The organism is Polaromonas sp., from assembly GCF_013817205.1.
Classification (GTDB): Bacteria; Pseudomonadota; Gammaproteobacteria; order Burkholderiales; family Burkholderiaceae_C; genus Polaromonas.
The window spans coordinates 38,734-63,623 of sequence record NZ_JACDDD010000001.1 but is presented as its reverse complement, the minus strand read 5'-3'; the positions used below and the strand labels follow the sequence as shown (position 1 = coordinate 63,623).

The 24,890-nt window shown below is 61.8% G+C and carries 36 protein-coding genes; 9 read left to right on the top strand and 27 right to left on the bottom strand.

Translation table 11 applies throughout. The features are described 5' to 3' along the window. Window positions 1-19: 19 nt before the first annotated feature. Complete coding sequence (locus tag H0W47_RS00365) at window positions 20-541, top strand: gluconokinase (protein ID WP_296919302.1); 522 nt, start codon at window positions 20-22, stop codon at window positions 539-541. A 24-nt stretch (window positions 542-565) separates the two neighbouring features. Then, window positions 566-949 carry a hypothetical protein gene (locus H0W47_RS00360; protein ID WP_296919300.1) on the top strand — a complete coding sequence of 128 codons (384 nt, stop codon included), beginning with the start codon at window positions 566-568 and terminating at the stop codon, window positions 947-949. Between the two features lie 74 nt (window positions 950-1,023). On the opposite strand, the gene H0W47_RS00355 is transcribed toward H0W47_RS00360, so the two are convergent. Further along, the gene (locus tag H0W47_RS00355; protein ID WP_296919298.1) at window positions 1,024-1,572 is read right to left on the bottom strand and encodes an epimerase; all 549 of its coding nucleotides are present in this window, start codon (window positions 1,570-1,572) and stop codon (window positions 1,024-1,026) included. 22 nt (window positions 1,573-1,594) lie between these two features. Next, a complete protein-coding gene (locus H0W47_RS00350) occupies window positions 1,595-3,340 on the bottom strand; it encodes a DEAD/DEAH box helicase (protein ID WP_296919297.1) in 1,746 nt (581 codons plus the stop codon). A gap of 287 nt (window positions 3,341-3,627) precedes the next feature. Here H0W47_RS00350 and ettA point away from each other — a divergent pair, with 287 nt between their 5' ends. Together ettA and H0W47_RS00340 are read left to right on the top strand one after the other, a co-directional pair. Then, window positions 3,628-5,289 carry an energy-dependent translational throttle protein EttA gene (ettA, locus tag H0W47_RS00345; protein ID WP_296919296.1) on the top strand — a complete coding sequence of 554 codons (1,662 nt, stop codon included), beginning with the start codon at window positions 3,628-3,630 and terminating at the stop codon, window positions 5,287-5,289. 127 nt (window positions 5,290-5,416) lie between these two features. Further along, complete coding sequence (locus H0W47_RS00340) at window positions 5,417-5,953, top strand: DUF1415 domain-containing protein (protein WP_296919294.1); 537 nt, start codon at window positions 5,417-5,419, stop codon at window positions 5,951-5,953. On the opposite strand, the gene H0W47_RS00335 is transcribed toward H0W47_RS00340, so the two are convergent. The 3 genes from H0W47_RS00335 to gstA are packed head-to-tail and all read right to left on the bottom strand — an operon-like array spanning window position 5,950 to window position 7,219. Beyond that, window positions 5,950-6,351 (bottom strand): nuclear transport factor 2 family protein, encoded by a 402-nt coding sequence (locus H0W47_RS00335; protein ID WP_296919292.1) that lies wholly within the window; start codon window positions 6,349-6,351, stop codon window positions 5,950-5,952. The genes H0W47_RS00340 and H0W47_RS00335 overlap by 4 nt on opposite strands. A gap of 1 nt (window position 6,352) precedes the next feature. Next, complete coding sequence (locus tag H0W47_RS00330; protein ID WP_296919291.1) at window positions 6,353-6,586, bottom strand: 4-oxalocrotonate tautomerase family protein; 234 nt, start codon at window positions 6,584-6,586, stop codon at window positions 6,353-6,355. Between the two features lie 24 nt (window positions 6,587-6,610). Next, the gene (gene gstA / locus H0W47_RS00325) at window positions 6,611-7,219 is read right to left on the bottom strand and encodes a glutathione transferase GstA (RefSeq protein ID WP_296919290.1); all 609 of its coding nucleotides are present in this window, start codon (window positions 7,217-7,219) and stop codon (window positions 6,611-6,613) included. A gap of 107 nt (window positions 7,220-7,326) precedes the next feature. On the opposite strand from gstA, the gene H0W47_RS00320 reads away from it, so the two are divergent. Further along, complete coding sequence (locus H0W47_RS00320; RefSeq protein WP_296919289.1) at window positions 7,327-8,256, top strand: LysR family transcriptional regulator; 930 nt, start codon at window positions 7,327-7,329, stop codon at window positions 8,254-8,256. Here H0W47_RS00320 and H0W47_RS00315 read toward each other — a convergent pair. After that, window positions 8,253-9,116, bottom strand: a complete 864-nt coding sequence (locus tag H0W47_RS00315; RefSeq protein ID WP_296919288.1) for an AraC family transcriptional regulator — start codon at window positions 9,114-9,116, stop codon at window positions 8,253-8,255. The genes H0W47_RS00320 and H0W47_RS00315 overlap by 4 nt on opposite strands. 118 nt (window positions 9,117-9,234) lie before the next feature. Here H0W47_RS00315 and H0W47_RS00310 point away from each other — a divergent pair, with 118 nt between their 5' ends. Next, window positions 9,235-9,993, top strand: coding sequence for a hypothetical protein (locus tag H0W47_RS00310; protein ID WP_296919287.1), 759 nt, complete (start codon window positions 9,235-9,237; stop codon window positions 9,991-9,993). A 2-nt stretch (window positions 9,994-9,995) separates the two neighbouring features. Further along, window positions 9,996-10,496: a redoxin family protein gene (locus H0W47_RS00305; protein ID WP_296919285.1), complete on the top strand. Its 501-nt coding sequence runs from the start codon at window positions 9,996-9,998 to the stop codon at window positions 10,494-10,496. On the opposite strand, the gene H0W47_RS00300 is transcribed toward H0W47_RS00305, so the two are convergent. The 17 genes from H0W47_RS00300 to H0W47_RS00220 form a co-directional block, all read right to left on the bottom strand. After that, a complete protein-coding gene (locus tag H0W47_RS00300; RefSeq protein ID WP_296919283.1) occupies window positions 10,478-10,861 on the bottom strand; it encodes a VOC family protein in 384 nt (127 codons plus the stop codon). The genes H0W47_RS00305 and H0W47_RS00300 overlap by 19 nt on opposite strands. 12 nt (window positions 10,862-10,873) lie before the next feature. After that, the gene (locus tag H0W47_RS00295) at window positions 10,874-11,284 is read right to left on the bottom strand and encodes a hypothetical protein (protein WP_296919281.1); all 411 of its coding nucleotides are present in this window, start codon (window positions 11,282-11,284) and stop codon (window positions 10,874-10,876) included. A gap of 24 nt (window positions 11,285-11,308) precedes the next feature. Continuing rightward, the gene (locus tag H0W47_RS00290; protein ID WP_296919279.1) at window positions 11,309-12,730 is read right to left on the bottom strand and encodes a TAXI family TRAP transporter solute-binding subunit; all 1,422 of its coding nucleotides are present in this window, start codon (window positions 12,728-12,730) and stop codon (window positions 11,309-11,311) included. A gap of 127 nt (window positions 12,731-12,857) precedes the next feature. Further along, a complete protein-coding gene (locus H0W47_RS00285; protein WP_296919276.1) occupies window positions 12,858-13,259 on the bottom strand; it encodes a hypothetical protein in 402 nt (133 codons plus the stop codon). Then, a complete protein-coding gene (locus H0W47_RS00280) occupies window positions 13,256-13,594 on the bottom strand; it encodes a heavy-metal-associated domain-containing protein (protein ID WP_296919274.1) in 339 nt (112 codons plus the stop codon). The genes H0W47_RS00285 and H0W47_RS00280 overlap by 4 nt, the downstream gene beginning before the upstream one ends. Window positions 13,595-13,639: 45 nt before the next feature. Continuing rightward, the gene (locus tag H0W47_RS00275) at window positions 13,640-14,248 is read right to left on the bottom strand and encodes a hypothetical protein (RefSeq protein ID WP_296919273.1); all 609 of its coding nucleotides are present in this window, start codon (window positions 14,246-14,248) and stop codon (window positions 13,640-13,642) included. A 134-nt stretch (window positions 14,249-14,382) separates the two neighbouring features. Further along, the gene (locus H0W47_RS00270) at window positions 14,383-14,751 is read right to left on the bottom strand and encodes a hypothetical protein (RefSeq protein ID WP_296919272.1); all 369 of its coding nucleotides are present in this window, start codon (window positions 14,749-14,751) and stop codon (window positions 14,383-14,385) included. A gap of 43 nt (window positions 14,752-14,794) precedes the next feature. Beyond that, a complete protein-coding gene (locus tag H0W47_RS00265) occupies window positions 14,795-15,091 on the bottom strand; it encodes a copper-binding protein (protein WP_296919270.1) in 297 nt (98 codons plus the stop codon). 17 nt (window positions 15,092-15,108) lie between these two features. Further along, entirely contained in the window at window positions 15,109-15,576 is a 468-nt protein-coding gene (locus tag H0W47_RS00260) for a DUF411 domain-containing protein (protein WP_296919268.1), read from the bottom strand. 21 nt (window positions 15,577-15,597) lie between these two features. Beyond that, window positions 15,598-16,095 (bottom strand): cupredoxin family protein, encoded by a 498-nt coding sequence (locus H0W47_RS00255; protein WP_296919266.1) that lies wholly within the window; start codon window positions 16,093-16,095, stop codon window positions 15,598-15,600. Between the two features lie 18 nt (window positions 16,096-16,113). Next, window positions 16,114-16,701: a periplasmic heavy metal sensor gene (locus tag H0W47_RS00250; protein WP_296919264.1), complete on the bottom strand. Its 588-nt coding sequence runs from the start codon at window positions 16,699-16,701 to the stop codon at window positions 16,114-16,116. 14 nt (window positions 16,702-16,715) lie between these two features. Continuing rightward, window positions 16,716-18,134, bottom strand: coding sequence for a copper oxidase (locus tag H0W47_RS00245; RefSeq protein WP_296919263.1), 1,419 nt, complete (start codon window positions 18,132-18,134; stop codon window positions 16,716-16,718). Window position 18,135: 1 nt separating this feature from the next. Beyond that, complete coding sequence (locus H0W47_RS00240) at window positions 18,136-19,554, bottom strand: TolC family protein (RefSeq protein WP_296919261.1); 1,419 nt, start codon at window positions 19,552-19,554, stop codon at window positions 18,136-18,138. Window positions 19,555-19,562: 8 nt separating this feature from the next. Beyond that, complete coding sequence (locus H0W47_RS00235) at window positions 19,563-19,877, bottom strand: hypothetical protein (RefSeq protein ID WP_296919260.1); 315 nt, start codon at window positions 19,875-19,877, stop codon at window positions 19,563-19,565. A 120-nt stretch (window positions 19,878-19,997) separates the two neighbouring features. Beyond that, window positions 19,998-20,438, bottom strand: coding sequence for a hypothetical protein (locus H0W47_RS00230; RefSeq protein WP_296919258.1), 441 nt, complete (start codon window positions 20,436-20,438; stop codon window positions 19,998-20,000). Between the two features lie 30 nt (window positions 20,439-20,468). Then, on the bottom strand, window positions 20,469-20,849 hold the full coding sequence (locus H0W47_RS00225; RefSeq protein ID WP_296919256.1) for a DUF3703 domain-containing protein: 381 nt from the start codon (window positions 20,847-20,849) through the stop codon (window positions 20,469-20,471). After that, on the bottom strand, window positions 20,846-21,490 hold the full coding sequence (locus H0W47_RS00220) for a cation transporter (protein ID WP_296919382.1): 645 nt from the start codon (window positions 21,488-21,490) through the stop codon (window positions 20,846-20,848). Before H0W47_RS00220 ends, H0W47_RS00225 begins: the two co-directional genes overlap by 4 nt. Before the next feature lie 68 nt (window positions 21,491-21,558). Here H0W47_RS00220 and H0W47_RS00215 point away from each other — a divergent pair, with 68 nt between their 5' ends. Next, window positions 21,559-22,032 (top strand): Cd(II)/Pb(II)-responsive transcriptional regulator, encoded by a 474-nt coding sequence (locus H0W47_RS00215; RefSeq protein WP_296919254.1) that lies wholly within the window; start codon window positions 21,559-21,561, stop codon window positions 22,030-22,032. A gap of 64 nt (window positions 22,033-22,096) precedes the next feature. Continuing rightward, window positions 22,097-22,714, top strand: coding sequence for a class I SAM-dependent methyltransferase (locus tag H0W47_RS00210; protein ID WP_296919252.1), 618 nt, complete (start codon window positions 22,097-22,099; stop codon window positions 22,712-22,714). A gap of 61 nt (window positions 22,715-22,775) precedes the next feature. Here H0W47_RS00210 and H0W47_RS00205 read toward each other — a convergent pair whose 3' ends face one another. The 4 genes from H0W47_RS00205 to H0W47_RS00190 are packed head-to-tail and all read right to left on the bottom strand — an operon-like array spanning window position 22,776 to window position 24,887. Beyond that, window positions 22,776-23,435, bottom strand: coding sequence for a DsbA family protein (locus H0W47_RS00205; RefSeq protein WP_296919250.1), 660 nt, complete (start codon window positions 23,433-23,435; stop codon window positions 22,776-22,778). Next, entirely contained in the window at window positions 23,432-23,722 is a 291-nt protein-coding gene (locus tag H0W47_RS00200) for a hypothetical protein (RefSeq protein ID WP_296919249.1), read from the bottom strand. Before H0W47_RS00200 ends, H0W47_RS00205 begins: the two co-directional genes overlap by 4 nt. Next, window positions 23,719-24,696 carry an MFS transporter gene (locus tag H0W47_RS00195; RefSeq protein ID WP_296919248.1) on the bottom strand — a complete coding sequence of 326 codons (978 nt, stop codon included), beginning with the start codon at window positions 24,694-24,696 and terminating at the stop codon, window positions 23,719-23,721. The genes H0W47_RS00200 and H0W47_RS00195 overlap by 4 nt, the downstream gene beginning before the upstream one ends. Beyond that, the gene (locus H0W47_RS00190) at window positions 24,606-24,887 is read right to left on the bottom strand and encodes a hypothetical protein (protein WP_296919247.1); all 282 of its coding nucleotides are present in this window, start codon (window positions 24,885-24,887) and stop codon (window positions 24,606-24,608) included. Before H0W47_RS00190 ends, H0W47_RS00195 begins: the two co-directional genes overlap by 91 nt. Between the last annotated feature and the right edge of the window lie 3 nt (window positions 24,888-24,890).

Below are 24,890 nucleotides of genomic sequence, written 5' to 3'. Positions count from 1 at the left end.
AAAGGCAAAATAGGCGCCGATGAATTCCGATATTTTTGTGGTCATGGGGGTCAGCGGCTGCGGCAAAAGCACCGTGGGTGCGCAACTGGCCCAAGCCTTGAAGCTACCCTTTCTGGAGGGGGATGTGCTGCACCCCGAACGCAATGTGGCGCGCATGGCCGCTGGCGTGCCTCTCAGTGATGAGGACCGCGAAGGCTGGCTGCAGGCGCTGGCCGAACGCCTGCGGCAGGCGCACGCCGCAAACCGGGGCCTGGTGCTGTCGTGTTCGGCGCTCAAGCGTGCTTACCGCGACATCCTGCGCAGCGGCGCGCCCGGCCTGCGTTTTATCTACCTGCACGGTGAACATGCACTGCTGGCGGCGCGCATGGCCGCGCGCACCGGCCATTACATGCCCCTGTCGCTGCTGGACAGTCAGCTTGCCACGCTGGAGCCGCCCGGCGTGGACGAGAATACGCAGCGCTTTCATGTAGCTGAGCGGGCTGAAGACATTGTTGCCACCGTGCTGGCGGACCGGATTTCAGGCGCCAGCAGCCTTATCTGACGAATTTTCTAACTCGGGGACTCCATGACCGATTTCACCAAAGTCATCCTCTACACCGACACCGATGGCCGTGCCAAGTTCCGCGAGGAGCATGTCGCGCTCAGCGAAGGCTCGCCGCAGGCCATGCTGTCGCCGCTGGCGCCGTCCACCGGCTACCAGTTGCGCCACAGCCCGGTGGGTTTTTGCAGCCAGTTTCATTGCACGCCGAAGCCGCAGTGGGTATTTATCCTCAGTGGGCAGATGGAAATCGGCCTGCAGGGCGGGGTGTCGCGGGTGTTCGGCCCAAGTGAACATTTCTACTCAGCCGATGTGTTGCCAGACGGCGCCACCTTCGATGCCACAGTGCACGGCCACTGGAGCCGCCAAGTCGGGCCGGAGCCGCTGGTCACGCTGTTTTTGCAGGGCTGAGTACTGATTGCTATCGAAATGGTAGCTGCTTGTTCAATCTGGACAAGGGCTGGATGGCTAAAAGACTTGAAACCTCAGCGGGGCTGCATGTCGCTCGACAGCAGCACGGTGTGGCCTGGGGAAGCTGCCAGCACACTGCTCACCAGCGCGGCGGCCACATCCGCAGCGTCGATTGCGCGGTAGTTGGCGGGCGTCAGGGGCCTCAGCAGGCGCATGGCCGTCGCTGCGAATTTTTCTGCCGCGCGATGGGGCTGGCCGAGGGAACTGCGGTCACCGCTGAGCAGCGAGGGGCGGGCCAACACCACCGTTTCATAGCCGAGTTGACCGACGGCATCTTCCATGTCGCCCTTGACGCGGTTGTAAAAGACGGACGATTTGGCGTTGGCACCCATGGCGCTGACGATGCCCAGCCTGCGTGCGCCAGCGGCCCGCGCCGAACGGGCCACGGCCAGCACGGCGTCAAAGTCGACGGCGCGGAAAGCCTGCTGGCTGCCGGCGACCTTGATTGTGGTGCCGAGGGCGATGAACACATCGTCCACCGCAGGCGCCTCGAAAGTTGCGAAGTCCGGGCTGAGGTGGCTCACCAGTTTGGCGTGCACCACCTCCGGTTTGCGCCGGCCCATGCAGTGGACCGCCGAATACCGTTTATCGGCCAGTAAACGAGCCAGAATTCCCCGACCGACCAGACCCGTTGCCCCGGCCACCAGCGCCACCCGAGCGTCCGCCACCACCGCCGCCGCCCGATGGGCGTCCGCCGCCACCGCCGCCGCCCGATGGGCGTCCGCCGCCACGGTAGTTGCCGCGGTTGCCGCCTGTGGGCTGGCCGGAAGAAGGGAAGCCGGAAGAGACGTGGCTGGTGGGTTGGGCGTCATCGTCGCGCTCCTGCGTGTTGCGTGGGCGTGGGGGCTGCGCGTTCTGGTTGCGTACCTGGTGATGCGCTGGCTGGCCACCTTGCGAATAGCCGGAATTCTGGCGTGGCTGGCCGCCCTGAGGCTGGCTGCGGCCACCACCATTGCCGCCACCGCCACCGCCGTTGCGGCCTCGTCCGCCACCGCCACCGCCGCTGCCGTTGTTGCCGCCAGCGTTGCCACCACGGCCACCTTGTGGTTTGGTTTCACGGATGCGCGTCATCATTTCGGATCTAGCCGCCTTGGCAGCGGCCTGCATCACGTCGCGGCTAGGGGGCTTGCCGAGGCCGCCCCAGATGGTCTGGCGGCCCATGGCCAGCGGCTCGGCCTTTTCGCCGGGCTCGGCTTCAAAGCCGGCGACAGCCACCACTTCGATGTTCTGCTTGGTGAAGCGTTCGATGTCCTGCATGAAGCCTTCTTCATCCAGACACACCAGGCTCACCGCCGCGCCGTCGTTGCCGGCGCGGCCGGTACGGCCGATGCGGTGCACGTAGTCTTCGCTGACGTTGGGGATTTCATAGTTCACGACGTGCGGCAGTTCGTCAATGTCGATGCCGCGCGCGGCGATGTCGGTGGCCACTAGCGCGCGTATGCTGCCGCTCTTGAAGTCGGCCAGCGCCTGAGTGCGGGCGGTCTGGCTCTTGTTGCCATGCAGCGCCATCGCCGGAATGCCGTTTTTGGTCAGGTGTTCGGCCACATTGTTGGCGCCGAATTTGGTGCGAGTGAACACCAGCACCTGGCTCCAGTTGTGCTCGTTGATGATGTGGGTGAGCAGCGCTTTTTTCTTGCCGCGGCCGACCGGGTGAATGGTTTGCGTGATGCGCTGCACCGTGGTGTTGCGCGGTGTCACCTGAATGCTTTGCGGATTCTTCAGCAGGCCGTTGGCCAGCTCGCGGATCTCGTCGCTGAAGGTGGCGGAAAACAGCAGCGACTGCTTCTGCTTGGGCACCAGCGCCAGCACCTTTTTGATGTCGTGGATAAAACCCATGTCCAGCATGCGGTCGGCTTCGTCAAGCACCAGGATTTGCACCTGGCCCAGGTCCAGTGTGCCCTGGCTGGCGTGGTCGAGCAGGCGGCCGGGGGTGGCCACGAGAATATCGACGCCGCGGCGCAGCTTCTCAATCTGCGCGCCCATGCCGACACCGCCGAACATCACCATGGAGGAGAGATCGAGGTATTTGCCGTAAAGGCGCACGCTTTCCTCGACCTGGGCGGCGAGTTCGCGTGTCGGCGTCATGATCAGGCAGCGCACGGCGCTGACGCCGCGCTTGTTTTTCAGCGAGGGCTCGCTCGACAGGCGCTGCAACATGGGCAGCACGAAAGCTGCTGTCTTGCCGGTACCGGTCTGGGCGCCGCCCAGCAGGTCGCCGCCTGCAAGCACGGCGGGAATCGCCTGGGCCTGGATAGGGGTGGGGGTGTCGTAGCCCTGCTCAAGCACGGCTTTAAGAATGGCCGGGGCCAGATTCAGATTTTCAAAGGTCATTTTTTTGCACCGCTGGGGTGCTCAGGATCGGCCTGTGGGAGCTTGTGGGCGTCCCGCCAGTCAAAGGCAGATTGGGGTCAGGAGTTGGGCCAAAAACACCTTGAATCGTTGCCGATACTGTCACAGAGGTGTGCCCGAATGTCGCAGGCAACTGGAGCGAGCAACGTGGGTATTGTCGCACGGAACGATAATCAGGAGATTGCCGCAAAAAATCCCCGAGAATCCTGGGCTGGCTTGCGCTCTTCGTCTTCCTTTTGTTATCTCCCTTTTTTTAGAAGTTGATCCTGATGGCCCAGTACGTCTTTACCATGAACAAGGTCGGCAAAGTTGTGCCGCCCAAGCGCCAGATCCTCAAGGATGTGTCGCTCAGCTTTTTTCCCGGCGCCAAGATTGGCGTGCTGGGCACCAACGGTTCCGGCAAGTCCACGCTGCTCAAGATCATGGCTGGCCTGGACAAGGAAATCGAGGGTGAAGCCACCCCGATGCCGAATCTGAACATCGGCTACCTGCCGCAGGAGCCCAAGCTCGACCCGACACACACGGTGCGCGAAAGTGTCGAAGCTGGCATGGGCGCGGTGTTTGCCGCCAAGGCCCAGCTCGAGGCGGTGTACACCGCCTACGCCGAGCCGGACGCCGACTTTGACGCACTGGCCGCAGAGCAGGCGCGTCTTGAGGCCATCATTGCCACCTCCGGCTCTGACTCCGAGCACCAGCTCGAGATCGCCGCCGACGCGCTCCGCCTGCCGCCTTGGGATGCCGTGATCGGCGTGCTGTCTGGTGGTGAAAAGCGCCGCGTCGCGCTGTGCAGCCTGCTGCTGTCCAAGCCCGACATGTTACTGCTCGACGAGCCGACCAATCACCTGGACGCCGAATCGGTGGACTGGCTGGAGCAGTTCCTGCAGCGTTACCCCGGCACCGTGGTGGCCATCACCCATGATCGTTATTTCCTCGACAATGCGGCCGAGTGGATCCTGGAGCTGGACCGCGGTCGCGGCATCCCCTGGAAAGGCAATTACAGCACTTGGCTGGAGCAAAAGGGCGAACGCCTGGCGCAGGAGCAAAAGGGCGAAGAAGCCCGTGCCAAGGCACTGAAGAAAGAACTCGAATGGTCGCGCCAGAACCCGAAAGCGCGCCAGGCCAAGAGCAAGTCGCGTCTGGCACGTTTTGAGGAACTTTCGGATTTTGAATACCAGCAGCGCAACGAAACCCAGGAGATTTTCATTCCGGTGGCCGAGCGCCTGGGCAATGAAGTCATCGAATTCAAGAACGTCAGCAAGTCCTTCGGCGACCGCCTGCTGATCGACAACCTGAGCTTCAAGATTCCGGCTGGCGCCATCGTCGGCATCATCGGCCCCAACGGCGCCGGTAAATCGACGCTGTTCAAGCTGATCGCCGGCAAGGAGCAGCCGGACAGCGGCGAGGTGGTGATCGGCAAGACTGCGCGCATGGCTTTTGTGGACCAGCACCGCGACGACCTCGCCAACGAAAAAACCGTCTGGGAAGACATTTCCGGCGGGCTCGACATGCTGACGGTCGGCAAGTTCACCATGCCCAGCCGCGCGTATGCCGGCCGCTTCAACTTCAACGGGGCCGACCAGCAAAAACGCGTGGGCACGCTGTCGGGTGGTGAGCGTGGGCGCCTGCACCTGGCCAAAACATTGATTGCCGGCGGCAACGTGTTGATGCTCGATGAGCCGTCCAATGACCTGGACGTGGAAACCCTGCGCTCGCTGGAAGACGCGCTGCTCGAATTCGCCGGCTCCATCATGGTCATCAGCCATGACCGCTGGTTCCTTGACCGAATTGCCACCCACATCCTGGCGGCCGAAGGCGACAGCCAGTGGACCTTCTTTGACGGCAACTATCAGGAATACGAAGCCGACAAGAAAAAGCGTTTGGGTGAAGAGGGGGCCAAACCCAAGCGGATGCGCTTCAAGGCATTGAAATAATGCCCCCACGCTTGTCACTTTCGTGTACTGCACTGCCCTCCGGGGGGGCGCTGCGCCTGCGGCCCGGCAAAGCCGGTTCCGCGGCCCCTGCTGGAAGGGGACTACATCGCGGGTTCCGGTGGCGCCGATGACTGACGAGGCGGTACTCACCGCAACGCGGCTGTGGCTGGAGAAAGCCGTGATCGGCCTGAACCTGTGCCCGTTTGCAAAAGCGGTGTACGTCAAAAATCAGGTGCGTCTGGTGGTCAGCCATGCGCGCCACGCCGATGATTTGCTGGAAGAGTTGGACAAAGAACTTGACCTGCTTGTGGCCACGCCATCGGAGGAAGTCGACACCACGCTGTTGATTCACCCCACGCTGTTCGATGATTTTCTGGACTTCAATGATTTCCTGGAAATCGCTGAGGGGGTGGTTGATGAACATGAGCTTGAAGGCGTGATTCAACTCGCCAGCTTTCACCCGCAGTTCCAGTTTGACGGAACCGAGCCGGACGACATCAGCAACTACAGCAACCGCGCGCCGTTTGCCATATTGCATTTGCTGCGCGAGGAAAGTGTGGAGCGGGCGGTAGAAGCCTTCCCGGAAGCCGAAGCCATTTTTGAAGAGAACATCAAAACTCTGGAGCAGCTGGGCCACAGCGGCTGGAAAAAACTCGGGCTTTAGCTGTTGCCCGGCCCGGGTTGAAGTTCATAGTGAAAAACCTTGGCAATGATTTGCCAGCGGTTTTCAACAAACACCATGCTCAGCAGGTCCGTGAAATGTTTGGGCAGGATTGAGCACTGCACCTTTGCAAGCGCTGTGACCGGGCCTGCGAAGTCAATGGACACGATGCGGTCTGTCCGCGCGTCCCCCCGGCTTGCTGGCGAGACGCGTTTATCCACGATGGGAAAGTACTCAGCCATGCCCAAGGTGAGCAGTTCCTTGTCCGTGGCGCAGGCGTAAATTGCGGAGGGGTGAAAGACCTGCCTGAGCAGCTGGGTGTCGCAGTGGTACAAGCCCTCGAAATAATTCTTGAGCACGCGGCTCACCTCCTCGTGCGCATTGCTGTGGTTAGGGTTCATGTCATGCGCCCGGAGTTAATTGAACCGATGCCGCGCTTTGTTGCCTGCGCAGTGCTGTCACACTTTGACCAGCCACACCCCAGTTATCAGTATCTATCTCTTCGATTACCACAAAGGTAGTGGCCGGGTCTTTGCCCAGAACGCGCACCACCAGGTCCGTGGCGCCGGCAATGAGTTCGGCCTTCTGTGTCGGGCTGACCCCCTCGCGGGTCACCTGGATAAGGATGTAGGGCACGGTGTCTCCAGTTGGAAGCTTGGCTTACGCGGGCAGGCTTTCGGCTTTCAGCGCGTCGCGCACTGCCGGCCGGGTGGCTACACGGGCGAGATAGTGCTGAAGATTGCCAAGATCCGAAAGGTCCAGCGCCACATATTTGCTCCAGCCGGCGACGGTGAACAGGTAGGCGTCGGCGACGGTGAATTCCTCGCCAGTCAGATAGCTGCTACCGGCCAGTTTGCTGTCCACCCATTCAAACTTTTTGCGAAGCAGCGCCGTGTGTATTTTTTTTGCCCCTGCGTCAAAGGCCGCGTTGAACAAGGGGCTGAACGATTTGTGCAACTCGGAGGTGATGTAGTTTTGCCACTCCATCACGCGGTAACGCGCCAGGCTTCCGGCGGCCGGCAAAAGCTTGGTGTTGCCAGCCTGATCGGCGATGTACTGGCAGATGACCGGGCCTTCGCTGAGCGTAGAGCCATCGTCCAGGATCAGAAGGGGAACCTGCCCTTTGGGATTGATGCTGTAGTAGTCCACTCCAGAGGCGGTCAGGTGGCGCGCCGTGTCGACCTTTTCCAGGGTGAAGGTGCTGCCGCTCTCAAGCAAGGCGATGTGGGGCGCCAGTGAACACGCGCCGGGCGAGAAATACAGTTTCATGGAAAAAACTCCTTGGTGTTGGTTGAAACAGATAAAGGCAGTGTATTGATTACTTCAGCATTGATAAATATGAGATGATTCATTTCAATCATTACATGAAGGAATAAATGCCCCGCCATTTTGATGATCTGATGCTGGGCAGTCTGGAGCTGTTTTGCCTCTCAGCGGAGCTTGAAAGCTTTACCGCTGCGGCAGCTTCCGCAGGCCTTACTGCGGCCGCAGTAAGCCGGTCTATCTCCCGGCTGGAGGCACGGCTGGGTGTGCAGCTTTTTGCACGCACAACGCGGCGTGTGCGCCTGACCGACAGCGGACAAAATTACTTTGAGCAGTGCCGCCTGACGCTCAATCAATTGGTGGAAGCGGAGCGGGAAATATCGGGCAAGCAAAAGTCGCCCACGGGTATTGTGCGAATGAGCTTGCCTACATCATTCGGCCACTTTCGCATTCTTCCGCTGCTGCCCGAATTTCGTCAGCTATACCCCGCGGTCCAACTGGACCTGCACTTGAGCAACCGCAATATTGACTTCGCCGAGGGGTTTGATCTGGCGGTGCGCGGCCGCATTCCCCCCGACTCGGGTTTGATTGCGCGCAAGCTGGAAGACGCCAGGCTCGTCGTCGTGGCCGCGCCAGATTATTTGCGCAGGCGGGGTACACCTCTTGTACCCGGGGACTTGGCTGCGCATGATTGCATTCAGTTTCTGCTGCCGCGCACAGGCCAGCCGGTGCCATGGGTGCTGCACCAGCTGGGACGCGAGGTGGAATGGGTCACGCATGGCGGCATACAGTGCTCCGAGGATATCCTGGGTCCCGTAACCCTGGCGCGCCATGGCGGCGGCTTGCTGCAAACAGCCCATTTCCTGGTGGAACCGGACCTGAAGCAGGGTAGCCTGGTGGAAGTGATGCAGGACTTTGGCGGCGCAGCGCGCGCGTTTTCGCTGCTCTACCCGGCCAATCGCCATATGCCCCAGAGTGTGCGCGTGCTGATCGATTTTTTGGTGCAGCGCCTGGCAGTGCGTGTGGAAGTCGCCGCTTCCTAAACTTGCACCTTCATCCAGTCACGGGGCGGCATGCCCGTGGTTTGCGCGAAGGCCCGCGAAAATGATGAGGCGCTGGCGTAACCCAGGGTTTCGGCCACGGCCTTGATGGACTGCCCGCTGCGCAGCAGGGTATGCGCAATCGACACCCGCCAGCGGAGCAAATAGTCGGCAGGCGTTTCTCCCACTTGGTCCTTGAAGCTTGCGGCGAAAGTGCTGCGTGACATGCCCGCTTGCTCTGCCATGGACTCCAGTGTCCACGCGTCGCCGGGGCGCTCGTGCAGTGCCACCAGTGCTCGTGCCAGCCGGGGGTGCGCCAGACCCATCAGCAAGCCTTTGGGAAAGCCTGCCTCTTCGGGGTGATCGAGCAGCCAGCGCAGCAATTGCAGCAGGAGGATTTCAAACAGGCGGTCTGCCAGCAGCCGCTGCCCACAACGCAAGCGTTCTGTTTCAGCAAAGAGCAAAGCCAGCGTGTGATGCAGTCCCTGCACTTCGCGCAAGGGCAATACGACCAGGGCGGGCAGGGCGGAGGCCAGGGGGTGTTTGACGCCGCCTTCGAAATCAAGCGTTGCACAAACAAAGTCCGAGCCCTCGCGCGGTGCATTGTGAAAGTTGTGCGCCAGCGGCCGGGGATAGAACAGCAGCGTGGGCTCATCCACCACCAGCCTGGTTGGCGCGCCGTGCCTGGGCTTGTGTGTCACCGCCATGCTGCCGCTCCGCAGCACATGCAAAAAGCCGCGGCCTGGCTCTGCCGCGAAATGACTCACGCCGCACAAAGGCCCTGTGTGAAACAGATGTGCCCGCACCCTGAAGCGCTCCAGCAGTGAGGAAAGGCGGTCGACGGGCGCGCTTGAGTCTGTCATGGCTCTGGACGAATTGGATGTTTATGCGGATGAAATGGGTTAATTGGTATGAATTCTCCCACGACACTGCCTGGGTGCGCAACGAAGCGCGCTTTGTTTAAACCCTAAGGACACCACCATGACATTTCATCCCTCCCGCCTTTCCATCGCATTGGCTCTCGCCATTTCGGCATTTTCAGCTCCCGCTTTTCCACACGGTCACGCACACAAGGGCGGTATTCAAAGCCAACCCGCCAAGGCGGTGACAGCCGCGTTTGACATCGTGCACACCAAAATCAGCACGGAGGGAAACAACGCCGTATTCCATATTGCTGTGTCGGGCAAAGCGGGCGCGAGCAAACCAGCACGCACCGGCAAGCTGGCAGGCAGCAAGGTTTTTTCCTATGTGTGGCCCACCACGCTCGATCCGGCTGCGGCTGGTTTTGAGGCCAAAAGTGGCATTCTTGCGTTTGCTGTGACTTCACATCCGGACTTCGACGACACGCCCTTGTTCGATGAAAACGGCGATGGCGACCCCAAAAACGATGGCAATGTGTGGCACTCGCATTGGGTGGTGCTGCAGCCCGACGAAGCCTGTGGCAAGGGTGCGTTGAAGGTGGTGGACATCCCCGAAGGCAGCAAACCCCGCCTGCCAAAAACCTGGCCGGGCCTTCCCTTGCTGATCGACAGCCCGGGCTGGAGCCCGATCTTCAAAGGCCAAACACTGGAGGTGCGCGTGCCTTTTGATGACATATCCGCGGTCAACACTGCCGGGTTTGATGGCGTCACCGCAGCCCTGCGTGTCAACGCCAGCGTGCACAACCCGCTGCTGTGTGTTGCCAATGTGTTTAAAGTCGGCTCGGGCAATTTGTCTTTGCCCGGCAAAGTGAATCAATAAGTATGAACACCACTGTGGAATTGGCGCCCACGCTACAGGTCAGGCAATGGCTCAACACGCCAGCGCCCATCAGCTTGGAGGGCCTGCGTGGGCGCGTGGTGGTGTTGCATGCATTTCAAATGTTGTGTCCGGGCTGCGTCTCGCAAGGGGTCCCGCAGGCTAAACGCATTCAGGCCGCGTTCCCTGCGGAGGACCTGGTCGTCATTGGTCTGCACACGGTGTTTGAACACCACGCCGTCATGAACGCCGAGGCGCTGCAGGTGTTTGTGCACGAGTACGGCTTGTCATTTCCCATTGGCATCGATCAACCGGCAGAGCGTGGCCCCGTACCGCTGACCATGCAGGCCTATGGGTTACGCGGTACGCCCAGCCTTATTGTTTTGGACAGAAGAGGACAGGTTTGCCTGAATCACTTCGGACATCTGGATGACTTCCGGCTGGGGGCTCTGTTGGGGCGGCTCATCGAAAAGCGACAGGCTGCGCTTCAGCCGCCGTTGCCATAAGGCCGGGTGATGATCTCCAGGTAGTGGCCGTCAGGGTCGTTCCAGTAAACCCCGCGCCCGCCGTCGTTGTGATTGATCTTCTCCGGATGCTGGTGGCCAGGGTCGGCCCAGTAGGGCAGGCGGCGCTGGCATATTCGCTCAAAAATCGCATCAAACTCGACCTCACTGACCAGAAAGGCGTAGTGCTCCACAGTGATGTTGCCGTCATGCGTCAGAAAGTCGAGGGTCACGCCGTTGTCAAGTTCTACTCCATGGAAAGGCCCGAAGCGAACCGGCGCAGCCAGCCCCAGCATGTCGGCAAGAAATGTTGCAGACGCCAGTGAATCCCGGGCATGAACAATGGTGTGGTTGAGCTGGATGGCCATGGGGGTTCCTTCTCAATCTTCCTGAAGCTCACCGATGGCAAACCAGAATCCTGGCGGGCTGATGCCGACCTGCTGCAGCCATGTGCCGAAGTCCTGCTTGGTCACAAACTCTTCGAACAGCAACTGCGGATCAGGTGTGGCTGCTTTTTCCACCACCTCTGTCATGTGGCTAAGCGCCGATGAACGTATGAAGATAGGGAGACTTCCGTCCTTGGCAACGTAGCCGACCAGTGGAAGGCCGCGCAATTCAAAGGTGCCCTTGTTCGCCCACTTTGGATCCACGCTTTGGGCGCGCAGCCCGTCGCGGAGCACGCCCTTGGCAAGAGCCCTGGCAATAACACTCTCATGTTGAAGCGTTTCCCTTGCCCACTGGGTAACGATGTCCCATAAGCGGTAGCTTTCAACGTGATGACCTGGGTTCATGGCGTTGCTCCTGACGGCCGACTTCTATAAACGCTGCAATTTCTTGCGCACCAAATGGATATTGCTGCGCAGCGCATACAACTCATTGGTGTATGAAAGCGGCACACTGATCTTTTCTGCGCGGGCTTCAAGGGTGTCGAGCTCTTCAAATAACGCGCTGTTGTCGCCCGTGCCTTCAATGCGGTTTTCAATGTCGCGCAGCTGGCCATACCATTTGAAAATGCGTGAGCGCACGCGAAACTCGTACAGCGGCGGCACGATGCGTGACAGCGGCAGCATGATGGCGATGATGATGCCCATCACCAACCACATGCGCTCGACCAGGTTGGCTACCCAGAAGGACAGGTAGCGTTGCAAAAAAGGCTTGTCGCTTTTAATGCTGCGTTCAGCTTCAGCGGAAATTGGCAGCTCGTTGTTGGTCAAGTTGGGGTATTCGCGCGCCCGTTTGAACCAGCCTGCAGTGCTGTGAATCTGGTTGCCCGCCTGCACAAACAACTGCAGAAGGGCCGGGTGGGTGCCGGTGCGGTTGATGAGTGCAGTCGTAGGCGCCACCAGCCGCACGTCTTGCGCCGGAATGTTGGCTGCAAGGTCCACCACGCCACGCGGAAGCAGCGCGGGGCTCAGAAATGCAAAGCGGCGCGAGTAGGCTTCGCTCTGCGGAAAGTCCATGAGTTTGACGCCGGGGGTTTGCAGCAGCATCTGCACCATCAGTGATTCGGGGGCAGAGGCAAACACGATGGCGTCGATATTGCCTTCCAGAAAAGCCACTGTGGCGGGGGTCTGCTCAAGCTCCGACGTTTTCAGCGTGGTGATGTCTACCTTGTTGCTCTCCAGCAGCTTGTTCATCAGGCTGGGAATTCCGCTGCCAGGCGTTCCCACGTTGATACGCCAACCCTGGAGTTGCGTCAATGAATTTAAGGCCCCCACGCTGGTCGCTTCGCGTGCCAGAGGCGTTACGCTGCCCTTTTCATTGGGTAAGGGGGCTGTGCTTGCTTGGGGCGGCCCGGCGCGGCGCACGCCGTCGCTACCCGCCGCTGCTTTGCGCGCCGCTTCTTCACGATAGAACAGCCAAACAGGTTCGACAAACAGGCTGCCGAGCGACTCCAGATTTTCCTCGTCTTCGGGCTTTTGCTCACTGGTGCCGCCCTGCACAAAGCCCAGGTCGGCCTTGCCTTCGCGCAGCAGTTGCAGGTTGTGTGCCGATCCCTGCGAGGGCAAGAGCACCACTTCAATGCCATCTTCCGCCAGGATTTTGGCGTAGCGTCTACCAAACTCTTCATAGGCGCTTTGCGCCGGCCCGGTGGCCAGTGTCACGCGATTGGGCGGGTTCGGGTCCAGCCACCAGTAGGCCAGCATCAGCATGGCGACAGCCAGCACGATGAAAGGCCCGGCCGACGCCCACAGGTCGCGAAGTGACAGCAGGGTGTAGCGTATGGTTTTCGGCATGCGCAACCATAGCATGGCCGGTGGATGGGTCCGGCAGCGCCAAGGTTTTAAAATGCAGGCGAAAAAGACCTGTAGTCCATGGCTGGTGGGCGCAAGCAGCTATCAAAACTGTAGCAAGTTTGCGTGTTCAAACTGCCTGCAACCAGGGCTGCACAAAGGCGAACCAGCCGCCTGCCAGATACAGGGCAACACTCAGGCCAAAGACTCGGGCCGATGTTTTGCGTGTGCGCAGGCAGGCGTGGCGTAGCGCCGGGTCGGTGGGACAAGGCGCGAAGCGGTTGCGCCACTGCAGCGCGCCGCTAAGCACCAGCATGGCGCCCGCGAGACCAAACACCAGCCCCTTGTACTCGCTGACCCAGACCAGACCAGGCACCACAGACACCAGGGTGGACAGCGCCGCGCCTGCGCCCAGCGCCACCAGCAACGCCGGCAGCGCGCAGCAGATCAGCGTGCCCGAACTGGCAAACAGCGCCACCCAGGACGACCAGACCGAGCTTTGCCCGCTGGGGTCGATGGCGTCCTCGCTCACTTGGCCGCCTTCATCTGCGCCCGGATCTCGGCGACTGACTGGGGTACGGTTTCCAGTTTCGTGACGTCGTAGCCGGCTTCCTTGATCTCGTGGCGGATGGCTTCGCGGTCCAGGGTCTGGCCCTCTTTGGCTTCCACGGCGACGACCTTTTTCTTCAGGTCGACCAGCACCGCCTTGGTGGCCGGCATGCTGGAGAGGCGCTTTTCAATGCCCTGCGCGCAAAACGCGCAGACCATGCCGTTGACGCTGGCCTTGATACTTTCTGCGGCGAATGCGGTGGAAGAGAAGGCAGCAGCCAGAGTGATGGCGACAAATTTCAGAGTGAATGATTTCATGATGAATGCCTGTAAAAAAGTTGACGGATAACCGGGAGTGGATGTTCAGAAGATGTACATGAAATTGAAGCGCCCCTGCTTCATGTTGTTGATACCGACTTCGACAAAGTAGCTTTTGTGAATGAAGCGCAGCATGGGCGTGATTTCGTTTTTTTCCGAGAGGCCACGCATGCGCCTGGCTTCGACGATGAACCAGGGCTGCACTTCGTCGTAGTCGACCTCATAAAACGAGAAGCCGGTGCGCACCGAGGCGAAGTCATGGTTGATGCCCGGCGCCCGGTACAGGCGCAGCGTACCCGACACATAGACCCGCGTGGTTTCGTAGTCGGCCGAGATGCCTGGTGCCAGCATGGTTTTGCTGTCGGCGAAGTTGTTGCCCGTGAGCCGGCCGACACCGCCGACAAACCAGAAGTTGGCCTGCGAATGTTCACCGTTGATGCGGTGCATGAGCCGCGTATAGGTCAGTTCGGAAAACTCCCGCGTCAGGCGCTTGTTGTCCGAACGCATATAGACGCCGCCCGCGCCAAAAGCGTCGCGCGGGCTCACGGCGTGGTTGACCCATGCCTCTCGCCAGTTCGGGCTGAAGTCGCCCATCGCCATGGTGCTGTCCTTGAAGCCCATGGGGCCGGCGTGTGCGGCGGCTACGCCGGCCATCAGACAGCTTGCGAGGGCTGGCCGCCACGAAGTCAGGTTTATTCTCATTTGATCTCCACCAATGCATGCAGCGCAAGGGCTGCCGATGTCACAACGTCTGCCTGTCTACGGCGGACGCACCTTGGGCATGGCGGTCAGGAGATCGGTGGTTTGAGGCTGGAAATGCGTTCAGCACTGCTGAAGTGCTGGACGCTGGCAGCAGGCCCGGCGTGCGGAACAGTGGTCGCGCTTGCCGGCGGGTCCCAGGCAAAGCTCGCCAGGGCCAGGCAGAGCTGGCAGGTATTGCAGCTGGAGCAATGCGCCCCGGCCGCAGCTTCTTCGGCGTCCGCCTGGGCATGCATGGGACAGTCCGGCGGCATGATGGATGTATCACTCACAGCCTCGGCTGAAGCGGGTGTTGCTGCCAGTGACTGCTGCGCGGCCATGTCCACCGCCATGGCGTTGCCGACCCAGCCGCGCACAGGCAGCAGGGCAATCATCAGGGCGAGGAGCAGGACACGCATGAACTATTGATACGACTGAGACGCAGAAAGTTCCTGCGCCGGGTTACTTGCCCGCGGATTCTGGCACGATGGTCAGCACGGTGTAGGCCCCGTTGATCTTGTCGGCGGTGAAGCTGATCTTGTCGCCGGCCTTGACCTTATCGAGCAGGGCCTTGTCCTGGACCTGGAACACCATGCTCATGGGCGGCATGTCCAGGTTTTTGATCTCGCCGTGTTTGAGTGTGATCTTGCCGGCGTCCTTGTCCACCTTGCGGACTTCGGCCTCGGTGGTGGGCAGGGCGGCATGCGCGAAGGCGGCCGAGGTGAGCAGGGCGGCGATGAGGATAGTGAAGCGTTTCATGGGGGAATCCTTCAGGTTCAAGTGCGGTTGTAACTTTGATAAACGCGAGTGCCGCCATTGCGGCTGACAAGCACCACGTCGTACGGGTCTTTGCGGTCGCCGTAAATCTTGCCGTCCATGCCCGGCGAGCCGACCGGCATGCCAGGTACCGACAGGCCAACGGCGGCCGGGCGTTCTTTCAGCAGGCGGTGCACCTCGCGCGCGGGCACATGGCCTTCGATGGCGTAGCCGTCGACCAGCGCGGTGTGGCAGGAGCCGAGCTTCTCGGGCACGCCCAGCCGCTTGCGGGCAGCGCTGTTGCCGCTGCCGTGTACTTTCACATCGAAACCGTTGGCTTCCATATGGATCACCCAGTCCTTGCAGCAACCGCAGTTGGGGTCTTTCCAGACTTCGACCTGCGGCCGGGTCCTGGCCATCAATGCAGGCGCCAACAGGGAGGTGCCCGCGAGGCCAGCGATGGTTTGTACAAAAAATCTTCTTTGCATGGCCTTCTCCTTGATTGATATTTAACGGGATACTGCGGCGACGCTGATCTTGCCGACCATGCCCGCCTGGTAGTGGCCGGCGATCAGGCAGGCAAAGTCAAAGTCGCCGGCGCGGTTGAAAGTCCAGATGAGGCCGCCGGTTTTTCCTGCGTTGACATGCGCCATGTAAGGCTCGTCATGCTCCATGGCTGGAAACTTCAGCATCATGGCGGCGTGGTCATCGAGTTCCTTCTTGGTGCCAATCACCAGTTCGTGACGCAGCTTGCCCTTGTTGCGGATGACAAACCGCACGGTTTCACCCTGTTTGAACGACAGCTTGTCGGGTGTAAACCGCATGTTGTCATCCATGGTCACGGTCACGGTGCGGGTGACGGATTTGGCGTCACCGGCGATGCCCCAATCCTTTTGCTCCTTGGTGACTGCCGCCTTGTGCGACTTCGGATTGTCGCCATGGGCCAGGCTCAAGGGGGTGGTGCCTGCGAGCACCAGGGCGGCGAGGAGAGAGTAGATTTTTTTCATGAACAGTTCTCTTTCAAATCAGTGCTTGTGGGTGGGGGCGGCGACCGGCGCTGGTGTGCCAACAGAACTTGTGTAGCCGCGCAACTGTGCATAACGAGAGATCTGCGTGGGTGTCAGCAGCGCGGTCTGCTGCAGGTGTGTTTCCAGGTGCGACATGCGCAACCGGGCCTGCAACTGGCCAAGGCGTTCGGTATGTGTCGCCAGCCGGGCTGCGTCGATCTGGCGCGACGAGAAAGCGCGGTCCAGCGCGCGTTCGGCTTCGACCAGTTGGGGACCCAGGTCGCGCGCTTCGGCTTTGTGGCGGGTCATCAGCGCTTGACTGGCTTGCTTTTGTTCAGTGCTCAGCTCAAGTTGCGTGGCCAGCTCCAGCGTGTGCATGGGACCGGGGTAGCCGTTAAGCTCGGCGGCTTTCGCCAGCTCCATGCCTTTGCCAGCCAGCAAGTCGGCGGTCTGCTCGGGCGAGAGGGACTTGATCTCACGCGCTTGCTGGCCCGCATACGGACTGGCGTTGTGTGATGGCGGGTGGGAATGTTGGCCAAATGTGCCTCCAGCCCCCGCCAATAAAGCGCAAGCAGCTATCAATTTGGGAGTAAATCGGATCGTCATGGGGTACTCCTGCGTCAGTGGCCGGCATGGCCGGAAGGTTTGCGGATCTGCACTTCAGTAACGGGTCCGGCTGTGGCCGCCGGCATCGCCTTGCTGCCGGGGCGCGGCCGGGCGGGGTCGGGCAAGGCGCCAGTCCATTCATAGGCGACGGTGCCGGCCGGGTGCTTGTACCAGCCCGGGTCTTTGTAGTCGCCGGCCTTCTGATTGGTCCGTACCTTGAGCATGCTGAACATGCCGCCCATTTCGACCGGACCAAACGGGCCCGTGCCGGTCATCATGGGGGCGGTGTTCTCGGGGATTTCCATCTCCATCGCGCCCATGTCGGCCATGCCGCGTTCGCCCATGACCATGTAGTCGGGCACGGCCTTTTGCAGCTTTTTGATCAGGCCGCGGTGGTCCACGCCAATCATGGTCGGTACGTCGTGGCCCATGGCGTTCATGGTGTGGTGACTCTTGTGGCAATGAAAGGCCCAGTCGCCTTCTTCGTCGGCCAGGAACTCGATCTGCCGCATCTGGCCCACCGCAATGTCGGTGGTCACTTCGTACCAGCGCGTCGACTTGGGTGTGGGACCGCCGTCGGTGCCGGTCACCAGAAACTCGTGGCCGTGCAGGTGGATCGGGTGGTTGGTCATGGTCAGGTTGCCCATGCGTATGCGGACTTTGTCGCCCTTGCGCACGTTGAGCGTGTCTATGCCTGGAAAGATCCGGCTGTTCCACGACCACAGGTTGAAGTCCAGCATCGTCATGATTTTTGGGGTCATGCTGCCGGGGTCGATGTCGTAGGCGTTGAGCAGGAACACGAAGTCGCGGTCCACCTCGTCGATCAGCGGATGTTTTGCTTTGGGGTGGGTGATCCAGAAACCCATCATGCCCATGGCCATCTGCGTCATCTCGTCGGCGTGCGGGTGGTACATGAAGGTGCCGGGCCGCCGCGCGACAAACTCATAGACAAAGGTCTTGCCGACCGGGATGGCCGGCTGCGTCAGGCCCGATACGCCGTCCATGCCGTTGGGCAGGCGCTGACCATGCCAGTGAATGCTGGTGTGTTCGGGCAGCTTGTTGGTGACAAAAATGCGCACGCGGTCGCCTTCAACTACCTCGATGGTCGGGCCGGGGCTTTGCCCGTTGTAGCCCCACATATTGGCCTTGAAGCCGGGTGTCATCTCGCGCACCACCGGCTCGGCCACCAGGTGAAATTCCTTTACGCCGGCGTTCATGCGCCAGGGCAGCGTCCAGCCGTTGAGCGTGACCACCGGCTTGTACGGTCGGCCCGTGTTGGGCACCAGCGGCGGCATGGTGTCGGGTTTGGCCTGCAGCACCGGCTCGGGCAGGGCGGCCATGGCAACGCGGCTGACCGCGCTGGCAGCGACTGCCGTCGCGGTAGCTGCGGCTGCGCCAGCAAAAAATCGTCTGCGTTCGTTGTTGATGCTCATGTCAGTGTCCTTTGGCTTCGCCGCCGCTGGCAGCAGCGCCGGCGGTCAGGGGTGCCATGCCGGCGGAGGTCCCTGTCAGTGTGGTTTGCAGGTCGGTGTCTGCCAGCCAGAAGTCGCGCTGCGCTTCGATGCTGGCGTTAACTGCTGCAATACTGGTGCGTGTGTCAGCGAGCAGGTCGAATACGCTGGCCAGCATGCCGTTGTAGCGCAGCAGCAGTTCGTTGTTGATGAACTTTCTTAGCGGCACCACCTCGTTGCGGTAGTGCAGCGCCAGGTCATGGGCGGTGCGCCAGGCGTGGTAACTTTCGCGTGCCTCGGAGCGGGCCTGGATGGCGGTTTCGCGTACCCGCGCCACCGACTGCATGTATTGGCCCTGCGCGCGCGCGTTGCTCGCACCACCCCAGTCAAAAATCGGCAAGGGCAGCTCCAGCTCCCAGCCGCGCTTTATTTCCTTGTCGCCGGTGGCGTTGTCAAACGTGGTGTTGCGCGAATACTTTGCGTCGAGCGCGTTGATGAAGCCCGTGCTGCGTGTCAGCCCCATGTTGTCGGCCACATAGCCGGCCTGCGCCACACTGGCGCGCACGTCGAGGCGGTCGCGCAGTGCGCGGGCTTCGATGTCCGGCATTTCAGCGACCGTTTTCGGCAGGTCCGGCAGGCGCTCGCTGAGCGTGAACTGCGTCTGTTTGCCCCATAGGCCCATCAGGCGTGTGAGTTTTTCGCGTGCGGCATAAGCCGCGTTCTGGCTGCGTGCCAATTGCGCGGCGGCATCGGCGACAAAAGCCTGTTCGCGTGCCTGGTTCAGCTTGCTCCAGTTGCCCACACGCGCCAGACGCCGCGCCAGCTCGCCGCTGGCCTCGGCCGCTTCCTTGGCGTCTTTCATGTAGGCGGCGGTCTGCTGCGCCGCCACGGCGTTGATCCAGGCCTTGCGCGTGTCGGAGGCGAGTTTGACGACCTCCTGTGCGGCCTGCAGCTTGGCCACTTCATGCTGCTGGCTCTGGTATCGGGCGCGCCAGGGCAGCGTGAGCAGGCCGATGACATTGAAGCCGATGCCGCGCTCGATCTCCACCTTGCGGCCCTCGACAAAACGGCCAATCGAGAAATGCGGATTTGGCAGCGTGCCGGCGCGCACACGGTCGGCATCGCTGATGCCCAGGGAAGCCATGGACGCATGGATGCCGGGGTTGTTCAGCAGGGCGATACGCACGGCCGATTCAGCGCTCAGGGGTTGGGACAGCAGCTTGTCGACAGCTTCGCGAGTCTCCGCGCTGTCGCCACGCCCGACCTGCGCGTTGATGCCGCCAGTTTTGCCGGCGGTCAAGGTGTTGATGTCGGCTTGGTTGCCGTCGGGCGACAGGCTGGCGCAGCCGGCCAGCGTGGCGACCGTCAGCAGGGCTGTTGCGGATTTGGGGAATGAAAACATGGTGCAGCTCAATGTTTGTGGGGATGGGCCGCTGCAGGTTTTGCTGCGGCCGGCACAGTGGCCTGGCTCGGTGGCGCGGGCTGCTGCTGTTCCGCCTTGAGGATGTCAACATGTCCGCGCGTGAAGCGGCCGACCTCGTTGTTGGCTTTCTTCCAGTCCTCGCGCCCGGCTTCCACGCCGGTAGGCAGGTCAGCAAACACCGAGCGGTAAGTGACCGCCGGCACGGGCGCCGCCGGGTCGCCGGGCTGGGGCGCGGTCGCGGTCTGGGCCTGCACACTGCCTAGCGGCAGCGCGAGCATGTAGAAAAAAAGACGAATAGTCACGAAAAACCTCCTGAACACGAGCGGAGCGACGGCAAGGTCGCGCGAATCCGGCGAATCCGGCGAAACCGGGCGTGTTGCCCGTGCCGGACGCCAAGTACAAACCCAGTTCGGGCCTGGAGCTCAGGAAATGGGTGGTTTTTGACCCAGCGCGGCGATGGCGCTGGCAAAGTCGGCAGCCGGCGAGCGCGGCAGAGCAGGAGGAGCCGCCAGGGAGGCGGTGCTTGTTGTCGGGGATGACAGCGCTACCGTGTTGCAGGCTTGGCAGGCTGCACACGATTCGCAGTGTCCCGCCGTTTCCTGTTGTACGGGGCCACTGACCTCGCCAGCGGCGTGTCCCGCGCAATCGGCAGGTGTTGCCACCGGGTATGCCACCGATTGCGCTGCGTTTTCATGGTCAAAAAGGCCGTCAGCTCTTTCCCCATGGCCGTGAGTAGCTATTGTTTCTGTAGCAACAGAGCCTTTTTGCAGATGACCAAAGGCCATGCCTGCGGCCATGGCATCGCCCACCATTCCGCGCAGCAGCAGCAGGAAGATCATGGCAATGAAGAAGGGGCGGCGCATGTCTGAATGATACAGCGGAGTTGCGAAAGTTCAAAAAGACGTCAGACGAATGGCTGCGGCCGCCTGCCGGATCAGCTCGCTCAAATGCCGATCCAGCGGCATTGCCGCAAAGGCGCTGACAGTGGCACGACCGGAATTTCCGGCCGGCAGCCGCTGCATGAGGTGGCCCAGCGGGACCAGGGCCAGGCGAAACAGCTGCCCTGCCACTTCGCCCAGGTCCCTGGTCTGCAGTGCAAAACGCAGCATGGCAGTGTGCGAGGCCCAGTGCAAGGCGAAGTTTTGCTGCCCCAGCACATGCGCAGCTTCAAGCCAGGCCCAGCGGGTGGCGATGTTGGCAGGCGTAGCTGTGTTGAAACTGTGCATGAGCTGGCGGAAAACCCGCAGTCGCTGGTCGGGCGTGAACTGGTTCATGAAGCCGTGGGTGGCAAATAAGTGGTTTGCAGCTCGCGCCGCGCCTGTTGCATCACCGACCAGCCGCCCCAGATCGCCATGCTACCCATGACCGCCGCCACCGACAGATCCGGCCAGGCGCTGCCGGTGCCGAAGACGCCCAATGCGGCCAGCATCACGGCGAGGTTGCCGATAGCGTCGTTGCGCGAGCATAGCCAGACGCTGCGCATGTTGGCGTCGCCCTCTCGGTAGGCGTACAGCATGGCTGCGACGGCTACGTTGGCGATCAGGCCCAGCAGGCCGATGCTGCCCATGGTCAGCGCTTCGGGCGTTCCGCCCTGCATCGCCACCCACGCCGCCCGACCCAGCACAAACACGCCAAAACCCAGCATGCTGGCCGCCTTGAGCAACGCCGCCCGGGCACGCCAGGCCAGGCCCATGGACAACACGGCCAGCGTCACGCCGTAGTTGGCCGCGTCGCCAAAAAAGTCGATGGCATCGGCCAACAGCGACACCGAGCCCGACTGGAAGCCGGCGCCGATTTCGATGCCGAACATGGCGAAATTGACAACCAGTGCGATCCAGAGAATGCGCCTGTAGCGTGGACTGTTGGCCTGGGCGGCACTGGGCTCGGGCGTGTGGTTGCAGCACTGTGCGGACATGACGGGTTCTTCGTTGTAGTGATGGGATGGCATGATTGGAAACCCTCAAGTCACTTCAAGGTCAAGCGATGCCTGCTTCAAGTCCACTCCCGGTGCGGGGTTATCAGATTGGCGAGGCCGCCGGGCGCAGCGGCGTCAGCGCCGCCAACATCCGGTTTTATGAGAAAGAAAAGCTGCTCAGCCCGCATGGGAGAAGCGACAACAGCTATCGATTTTATAGCGATGGCGATGTGCACCAGCTGCGCTTCATCCGCCTGTGCCGGGCCATGGACATGTCGCTTGACGAGGTGCGCACCTTGCTGGGGCTGGACCTCAACAACAAGTCAGACTGCGCAGCTGCGCGTGAGGCGCTGGACGGGCACCTGGGCCATGTGCGCGCGCGGCTGGCGGAACTCAGGGCGCTGGAAAAAGACCTCAAGGCCCTGCGCGACCGCTGCGACGGCAGTGACACCCATTGCCACATCATCGAGGCCTTGCATGAGCTAGCTGATGCGCAGGTCACACCCAAGGCGGTGCTGACACGCAAGAAAGGCCATGTGTAGGCCGCTTCGCTGTCGCTCATCCGTCTGGATATGATCAGCCACCACATCTGTGAAGGAGTTTTTTGTGGAAAGCAAATCGCATTGGGAAGAGGTCTACAGAACCAAGTCGTCCGATGCCGTGAGCTGGTACCAGCCGCACGCCACCTTGTCTCTGGAGCTGATCCGCACTGTCGCCACGGACAATTCGGCGCGCATCGTGGATGTGGGCGGCGGCGCCTCCAGTCTGGTTGACGACCTCTTGGCGCAGGGAATGACGGATCTGGGCGTGCTGGATATTTCAGGGGCTGCGCTCGCAGTGGCGCGTCGCCGCCTTGGGCCGGAGCTGGCATCGCGTGTACGCTGGCTGGAAGGCGACATCACCACCCTTGCCCTGGAAAAAGCCAGCATCGACATCTGGCACGACCGGGCCGTTTTTCATTTCCTCACCGATGCGGCAGATCGCGCAGCGTATGTGGCGCAGGTACGGCACGCGGTCCGGCCCGGCGGCCATGTCATCGTTGCGGCGTTTGCGCCGGACGGGCCGCTCGAGTGCAGCGGCTTGCCGGTGGTGCGGTATGCGCCAGACGCCTTGCATGCCCAGTTTGGCGGTGCGTTTGAGTTGCTGGAGCACATGCAAGAAGACCACCACACACCCTCTGGCCTGGTGCAGCATTTTGTGTATTGCCACTGCGTGATGCATTGACCGGCGCTGACCATGCTCTCTGGCCATGGCTGTGCCATCGGTACGTCCAAGGCAGCGATGTTTACCGCGCGATGATTTGCCCCAACCGCTGCGCCAGCATGTCCGCCTCCGCATACCCGTTCGTCAAAACCTGAGCCTGCCCGTCCACCACGGCGAGCAGGGTCGGGAAACCGCTCACGCCCCAGCGCTGGGCCTGCGCAAAGTCGTCGCGCGCGCGCTGGCGCATGGCTTCGCTGTCAAAGTCGCGCAAAAAGTCGATGTGGCCCCAGGCTTCCCTGGTACGGCCATGCACGTCGTCCCAGATCTCGCCGAGAACGGCGGCCTTGGTGGTGTCCCTGCCGTCTGCATAAAACGCATGCTGGATGGCGTGGTACATAGCCAGCGCCAGGTGCGGCGCGTGCTCGCGCACGGTGACCACGGCACGGCAGGCGGGTTCGGTGTCGTAGACAAAATCGTTGCGCTCAAACAGCGCGGGTGAAAACGGCTGACCGGATCGCTGCGCCACCCCGGCCCAGGCGCCGCGCAGTTTGTCCTTGAGGGCGTCGTCCATGACCTGTGTGTTGTAGGCGCGCAGGCCGCCGAGCACCAACTGGACAGACACCTCAGGAAAGCGCGTCAGCAACTGCCCCACCGGTACGCCGAAGCCGTAGCACCACGAACACATCGGGTCGCCGATATAGATCAGTGAGACCGGGCTGGAAACAGTGGTCGGGATGCTCATGGGGAGGGCTCCTTGTCGAGTTGGGCTTGCGCATGGTCTACCCACTGCTGCAGGCTGTCCAGCAGATCATGCTGGCTGAAAGAGCAGCTTTCTTCGTTGAAAAGTGCGCTGGACTCCAGTCTGTCGAGCAATTGCTGTAACACGCCGGCATAGCGGGCGGGAAGCGCAGTCTGCAGTGCAGGCAGGTTTTGGGCGAGACGCGAAAACGCAGCGACGCCCAGGGCGTCACTGCGCAGTTGCTGCACGGCGGCGGCGAGTGCTCTGAGCTGATCCTGTGCGGCGGTCATGGCGATCCTGCCGGCGCGGCCATCACAGGGCGGACGTGGGCTGGCTCGAAAGCCAGCGTGAGCAGGGCCAACAGTCCGAAAGGCACACCGACCCAGCCGAGTTGCGACAGGTGAAGCTGGCCCAGCAGGGAGCCGCTGATCACCGCGCCCAGCGCCGTGCCGACATACAGCATGGAGCCATTGAGGCTCAGCAGCAGCGGCGCCTGGGCCGGCGCCAGGCTGGCCAGTCGGCTCTGTTGCGGCGCCATCATGCCGAAGCCTGCGATACCCCAGACCACCAGCGTGGCCATGGTGGCATACAGATGGCCGCGCGTGAAGGGCAGCACGGCCATCATGGTGACCAGCACGCTCATCTGCACACGCATGGTGGGCAGCGAGCCAAAGCGGTCATTGGCCCAACCACCGGACAGTGTGCCAACAACGCCTGCCAGGCCGAACACCGCCAGCGTGATGGACAACTGGGTGGAACTCATGGCATTGAGCGCCTGCAGCACCGGGCCGATGTACGCAAAGACGCTGAAGATGGCAATGAAATAAAGCAGCGTGCGCAGCCAGGTGCGCAGCACGGCCCCTTGCCGCGCGGCGGCACCAAAGCCGGCAAAGCTGGCCCCGGCGGAAGCCATGTTGGACGGCACCAGCCAGCTGGCAGCCACCAGCATGGCGAGGCTGGCCCCTGCCGACAGCCAGACCGGCACGCGCCAGCCGTACTCAAAGCCCAGCCAGGCGCCCACCGGCACCCCCACGGCGTAACTGATGCTCATGCCCAGGAAGGTGATGGACAGAGCCCGGCCACGCAAGGCCGGTGCGACCAGGCTTACAGCCAGGGCTGAGGCGGCGGCGCTGAACATCGCGCCGGCGCCCATCAGGACCCGCCCGGCCAGCATCACGGCGAAGCTGCCCGAGAGCGCGCAAACCAGGCATCCCGTGCCAAATAAAGCCAGGGCCAGCTGGATGGCACGTTTACGCGCGGCCACCGCGCCGTGGCGATGATCAAAACCGGCGCCAGCAACGCGGTGGAAATGGCATAGGCCGTCATGACCTGGCCGGCCGCCGCCAGGCTCACATTGAGCGAATCGCTGAGCGGCACCAGAATGCCGCCCAACACAAAGGCGCCGCTGCCGATAACAAGATTGCACAACGCGAAGAGGTAAAGCACGGGAGGCATGGC

What these genes read in the sequence shown, in the direction of transcription:
- gstA (WP_296919290.1), bottom strand. Translation starts at nt 7,219, where the DNA reads ATGAAACTGTATTTCTCGCCCGGCGCGTGTTCACTGGCGCCCCACATC.
- H0W47_RS00275 (WP_296919273.1), bottom strand. Translation starts at nt 14,248, where the DNA reads ATGGCCGGCGTAGCCGCCGCACACGCCGGCCCCATGGGCTTCAAGGAC.
- H0W47_RS00290 (WP_296919279.1), bottom strand. Translation starts at nt 12,730, where the DNA reads ATGCCGAAAACCATACGCTACACCCTGCTGTCACTTCGCGACCTGTGG.
- H0W47_RS00205 (WP_296919250.1), bottom strand. Translation starts at nt 23,435, where the DNA reads ATGAGCATCCCGACCACTGTTTCCAGCCCGGTCTCACTGATCTATATC.
- H0W47_RS00230 (WP_296919258.1), bottom strand. Translation starts at nt 20,438, where the DNA reads ATGCGCCGCCCCTTCTTCATTGCCATGATCTTCCTGCTGCTGCTGCGC.
- H0W47_RS00355 (WP_296919298.1), bottom strand. Translation starts at nt 1,572, where the DNA reads ATGGGCCGGCGCAAACCGGAGGTGGTGCACGCCAAACTGGTGAGCCAC.
- H0W47_RS00360 (WP_296919300.1), top strand. Translation starts at nt 566, where the DNA reads ATGACCGATTTCACCAAAGTCATCCTCTACACCGACACCGATGGCCGT.
- H0W47_RS00300 (WP_296919283.1), bottom strand. Translation starts at nt 10,861, where the DNA reads ATGGCCATCCAGCTCAACCACACCATTGTTCATGCCCGGGATTCACTG.
- H0W47_RS00315 (WP_296919288.1), bottom strand. Translation starts at nt 9,116, where the DNA reads ATGACAGACTCAAGCGCGCCCGTCGACCGCCTTTCCTCACTGCTGGAG.
- ettA (WP_296919296.1), top strand. Translation starts at nt 3,628, where the DNA reads ATGGCCCAGTACGTCTTTACCATGAACAAGGTCGGCAAAGTTGTGCCG.
- H0W47_RS00295 (WP_296919281.1), bottom strand. Translation starts at nt 11,284, where the DNA reads ATGAACCCAGGTCATCACGTTGAAAGCTACCGCTTATGGGACATCGTT.
- H0W47_RS00200 (WP_296919249.1), bottom strand. Translation starts at nt 23,722, where the DNA reads ATGACCGCCGCACAGGATCAGCTCAGAGCACTCGCCGCCGCCGTGCAG.
- H0W47_RS00220 (WP_296919382.1), bottom strand. Translation starts at nt 21,490, where the DNA reads ATGTCCGCACAGTGCTGCAACCACACGCCCGAGCCCAGTGCCGCCCAG.
- H0W47_RS00340 (WP_296919294.1), top strand. Translation starts at nt 5,417, where the DNA reads ATGACTGACGAGGCGGTACTCACCGCAACGCGGCTGTGGCTGGAGAAA.
- H0W47_RS00280 (WP_296919274.1), bottom strand. Translation starts at nt 13,594, where the DNA reads ATGAAATCATTCACTCTGAAATTTGTCGCCATCACTCTGGCTGCTGCC.
- H0W47_RS00310 (WP_296919287.1), top strand. Translation starts at nt 9,235, where the DNA reads ATGACATTTCATCCCTCCCGCCTTTCCATCGCATTGGCTCTCGCCATT.
- H0W47_RS00335 (WP_296919292.1), bottom strand. Translation starts at nt 6,351, where the DNA reads ATGAACCCTAACCACAGCAATGCGCACGAGGAGGTGAGCCGCGTGCTC.
- H0W47_RS00240 (WP_296919261.1), bottom strand. Translation starts at nt 19,554, where the DNA reads ATGTTTTCATTCCCCAAATCCGCAACAGCCCTGCTGACGGTCGCCACG.
- H0W47_RS00255 (WP_296919266.1), bottom strand. Translation starts at nt 16,095, where the DNA reads ATGAAAAAAATCTACTCTCTCCTCGCCGCCCTGGTGCTCGCAGGCACC.
- H0W47_RS00190 (WP_296919247.1), bottom strand. Translation starts at nt 24,887, where the DNA reads ATGCCTCCCGTGCTTTACCTCTTCGCGTTGTGCAATCTTGTTATCGGC.
- H0W47_RS00215 (WP_296919254.1), top strand. Translation starts at nt 21,559, where the DNA reads ATGCCTGCTTCAAGTCCACTCCCGGTGCGGGGTTATCAGATTGGCGAG.
- H0W47_RS00270 (WP_296919272.1), bottom strand. Translation starts at nt 14,751, where the DNA reads ATGCGTGTCCTGCTCCTCGCCCTGATGATTGCCCTGCTGCCTGTGCGC.
- H0W47_RS00245 (WP_296919263.1), bottom strand. Translation starts at nt 18,134, where the DNA reads ATGAGCATCAACAACGAACGCAGACGATTTTTTGCTGGCGCAGCCGCA.
- H0W47_RS00350 (WP_296919297.1), bottom strand. Translation starts at nt 3,340, where the DNA reads ATGACCTTTGAAAATCTGAATCTGGCCCCGGCCATTCTTAAAGCCGTG.
- H0W47_RS00225 (WP_296919256.1), bottom strand. Translation starts at nt 20,849, where the DNA reads ATGAACCAGTTCACGCCCGACCAGCGACTGCGGGTTTTCCGCCAGCTC.
- H0W47_RS00305 (WP_296919285.1), top strand. Translation starts at nt 9,996, where the DNA reads ATGAACACCACTGTGGAATTGGCGCCCACGCTACAGGTCAGGCAATGG.
- H0W47_RS00260 (WP_296919268.1), bottom strand. Translation starts at nt 15,576, where the DNA reads ATGCAAAGAAGATTTTTTGTACAAACCATCGCTGGCCTCGCGGGCACC.
- H0W47_RS00265 (WP_296919270.1), bottom strand. Translation starts at nt 15,091, where the DNA reads ATGAAACGCTTCACTATCCTCATCGCCGCCCTGCTCACCTCGGCCGCC.
- H0W47_RS00320 (WP_296919289.1), top strand. Translation starts at nt 7,327, where the DNA reads ATGCCCCGCCATTTTGATGATCTGATGCTGGGCAGTCTGGAGCTGTTT.
- H0W47_RS00250 (WP_296919264.1), bottom strand. Translation starts at nt 16,701, where the DNA reads ATGACGATCCGATTTACTCCCAAATTGATAGCTGCTTGCGCTTTATTG.
- H0W47_RS00365 (WP_296919302.1), top strand. Translation starts at nt 20, where the DNA reads ATGAATTCCGATATTTTTGTGGTCATGGGGGTCAGCGGCTGCGGCAAA.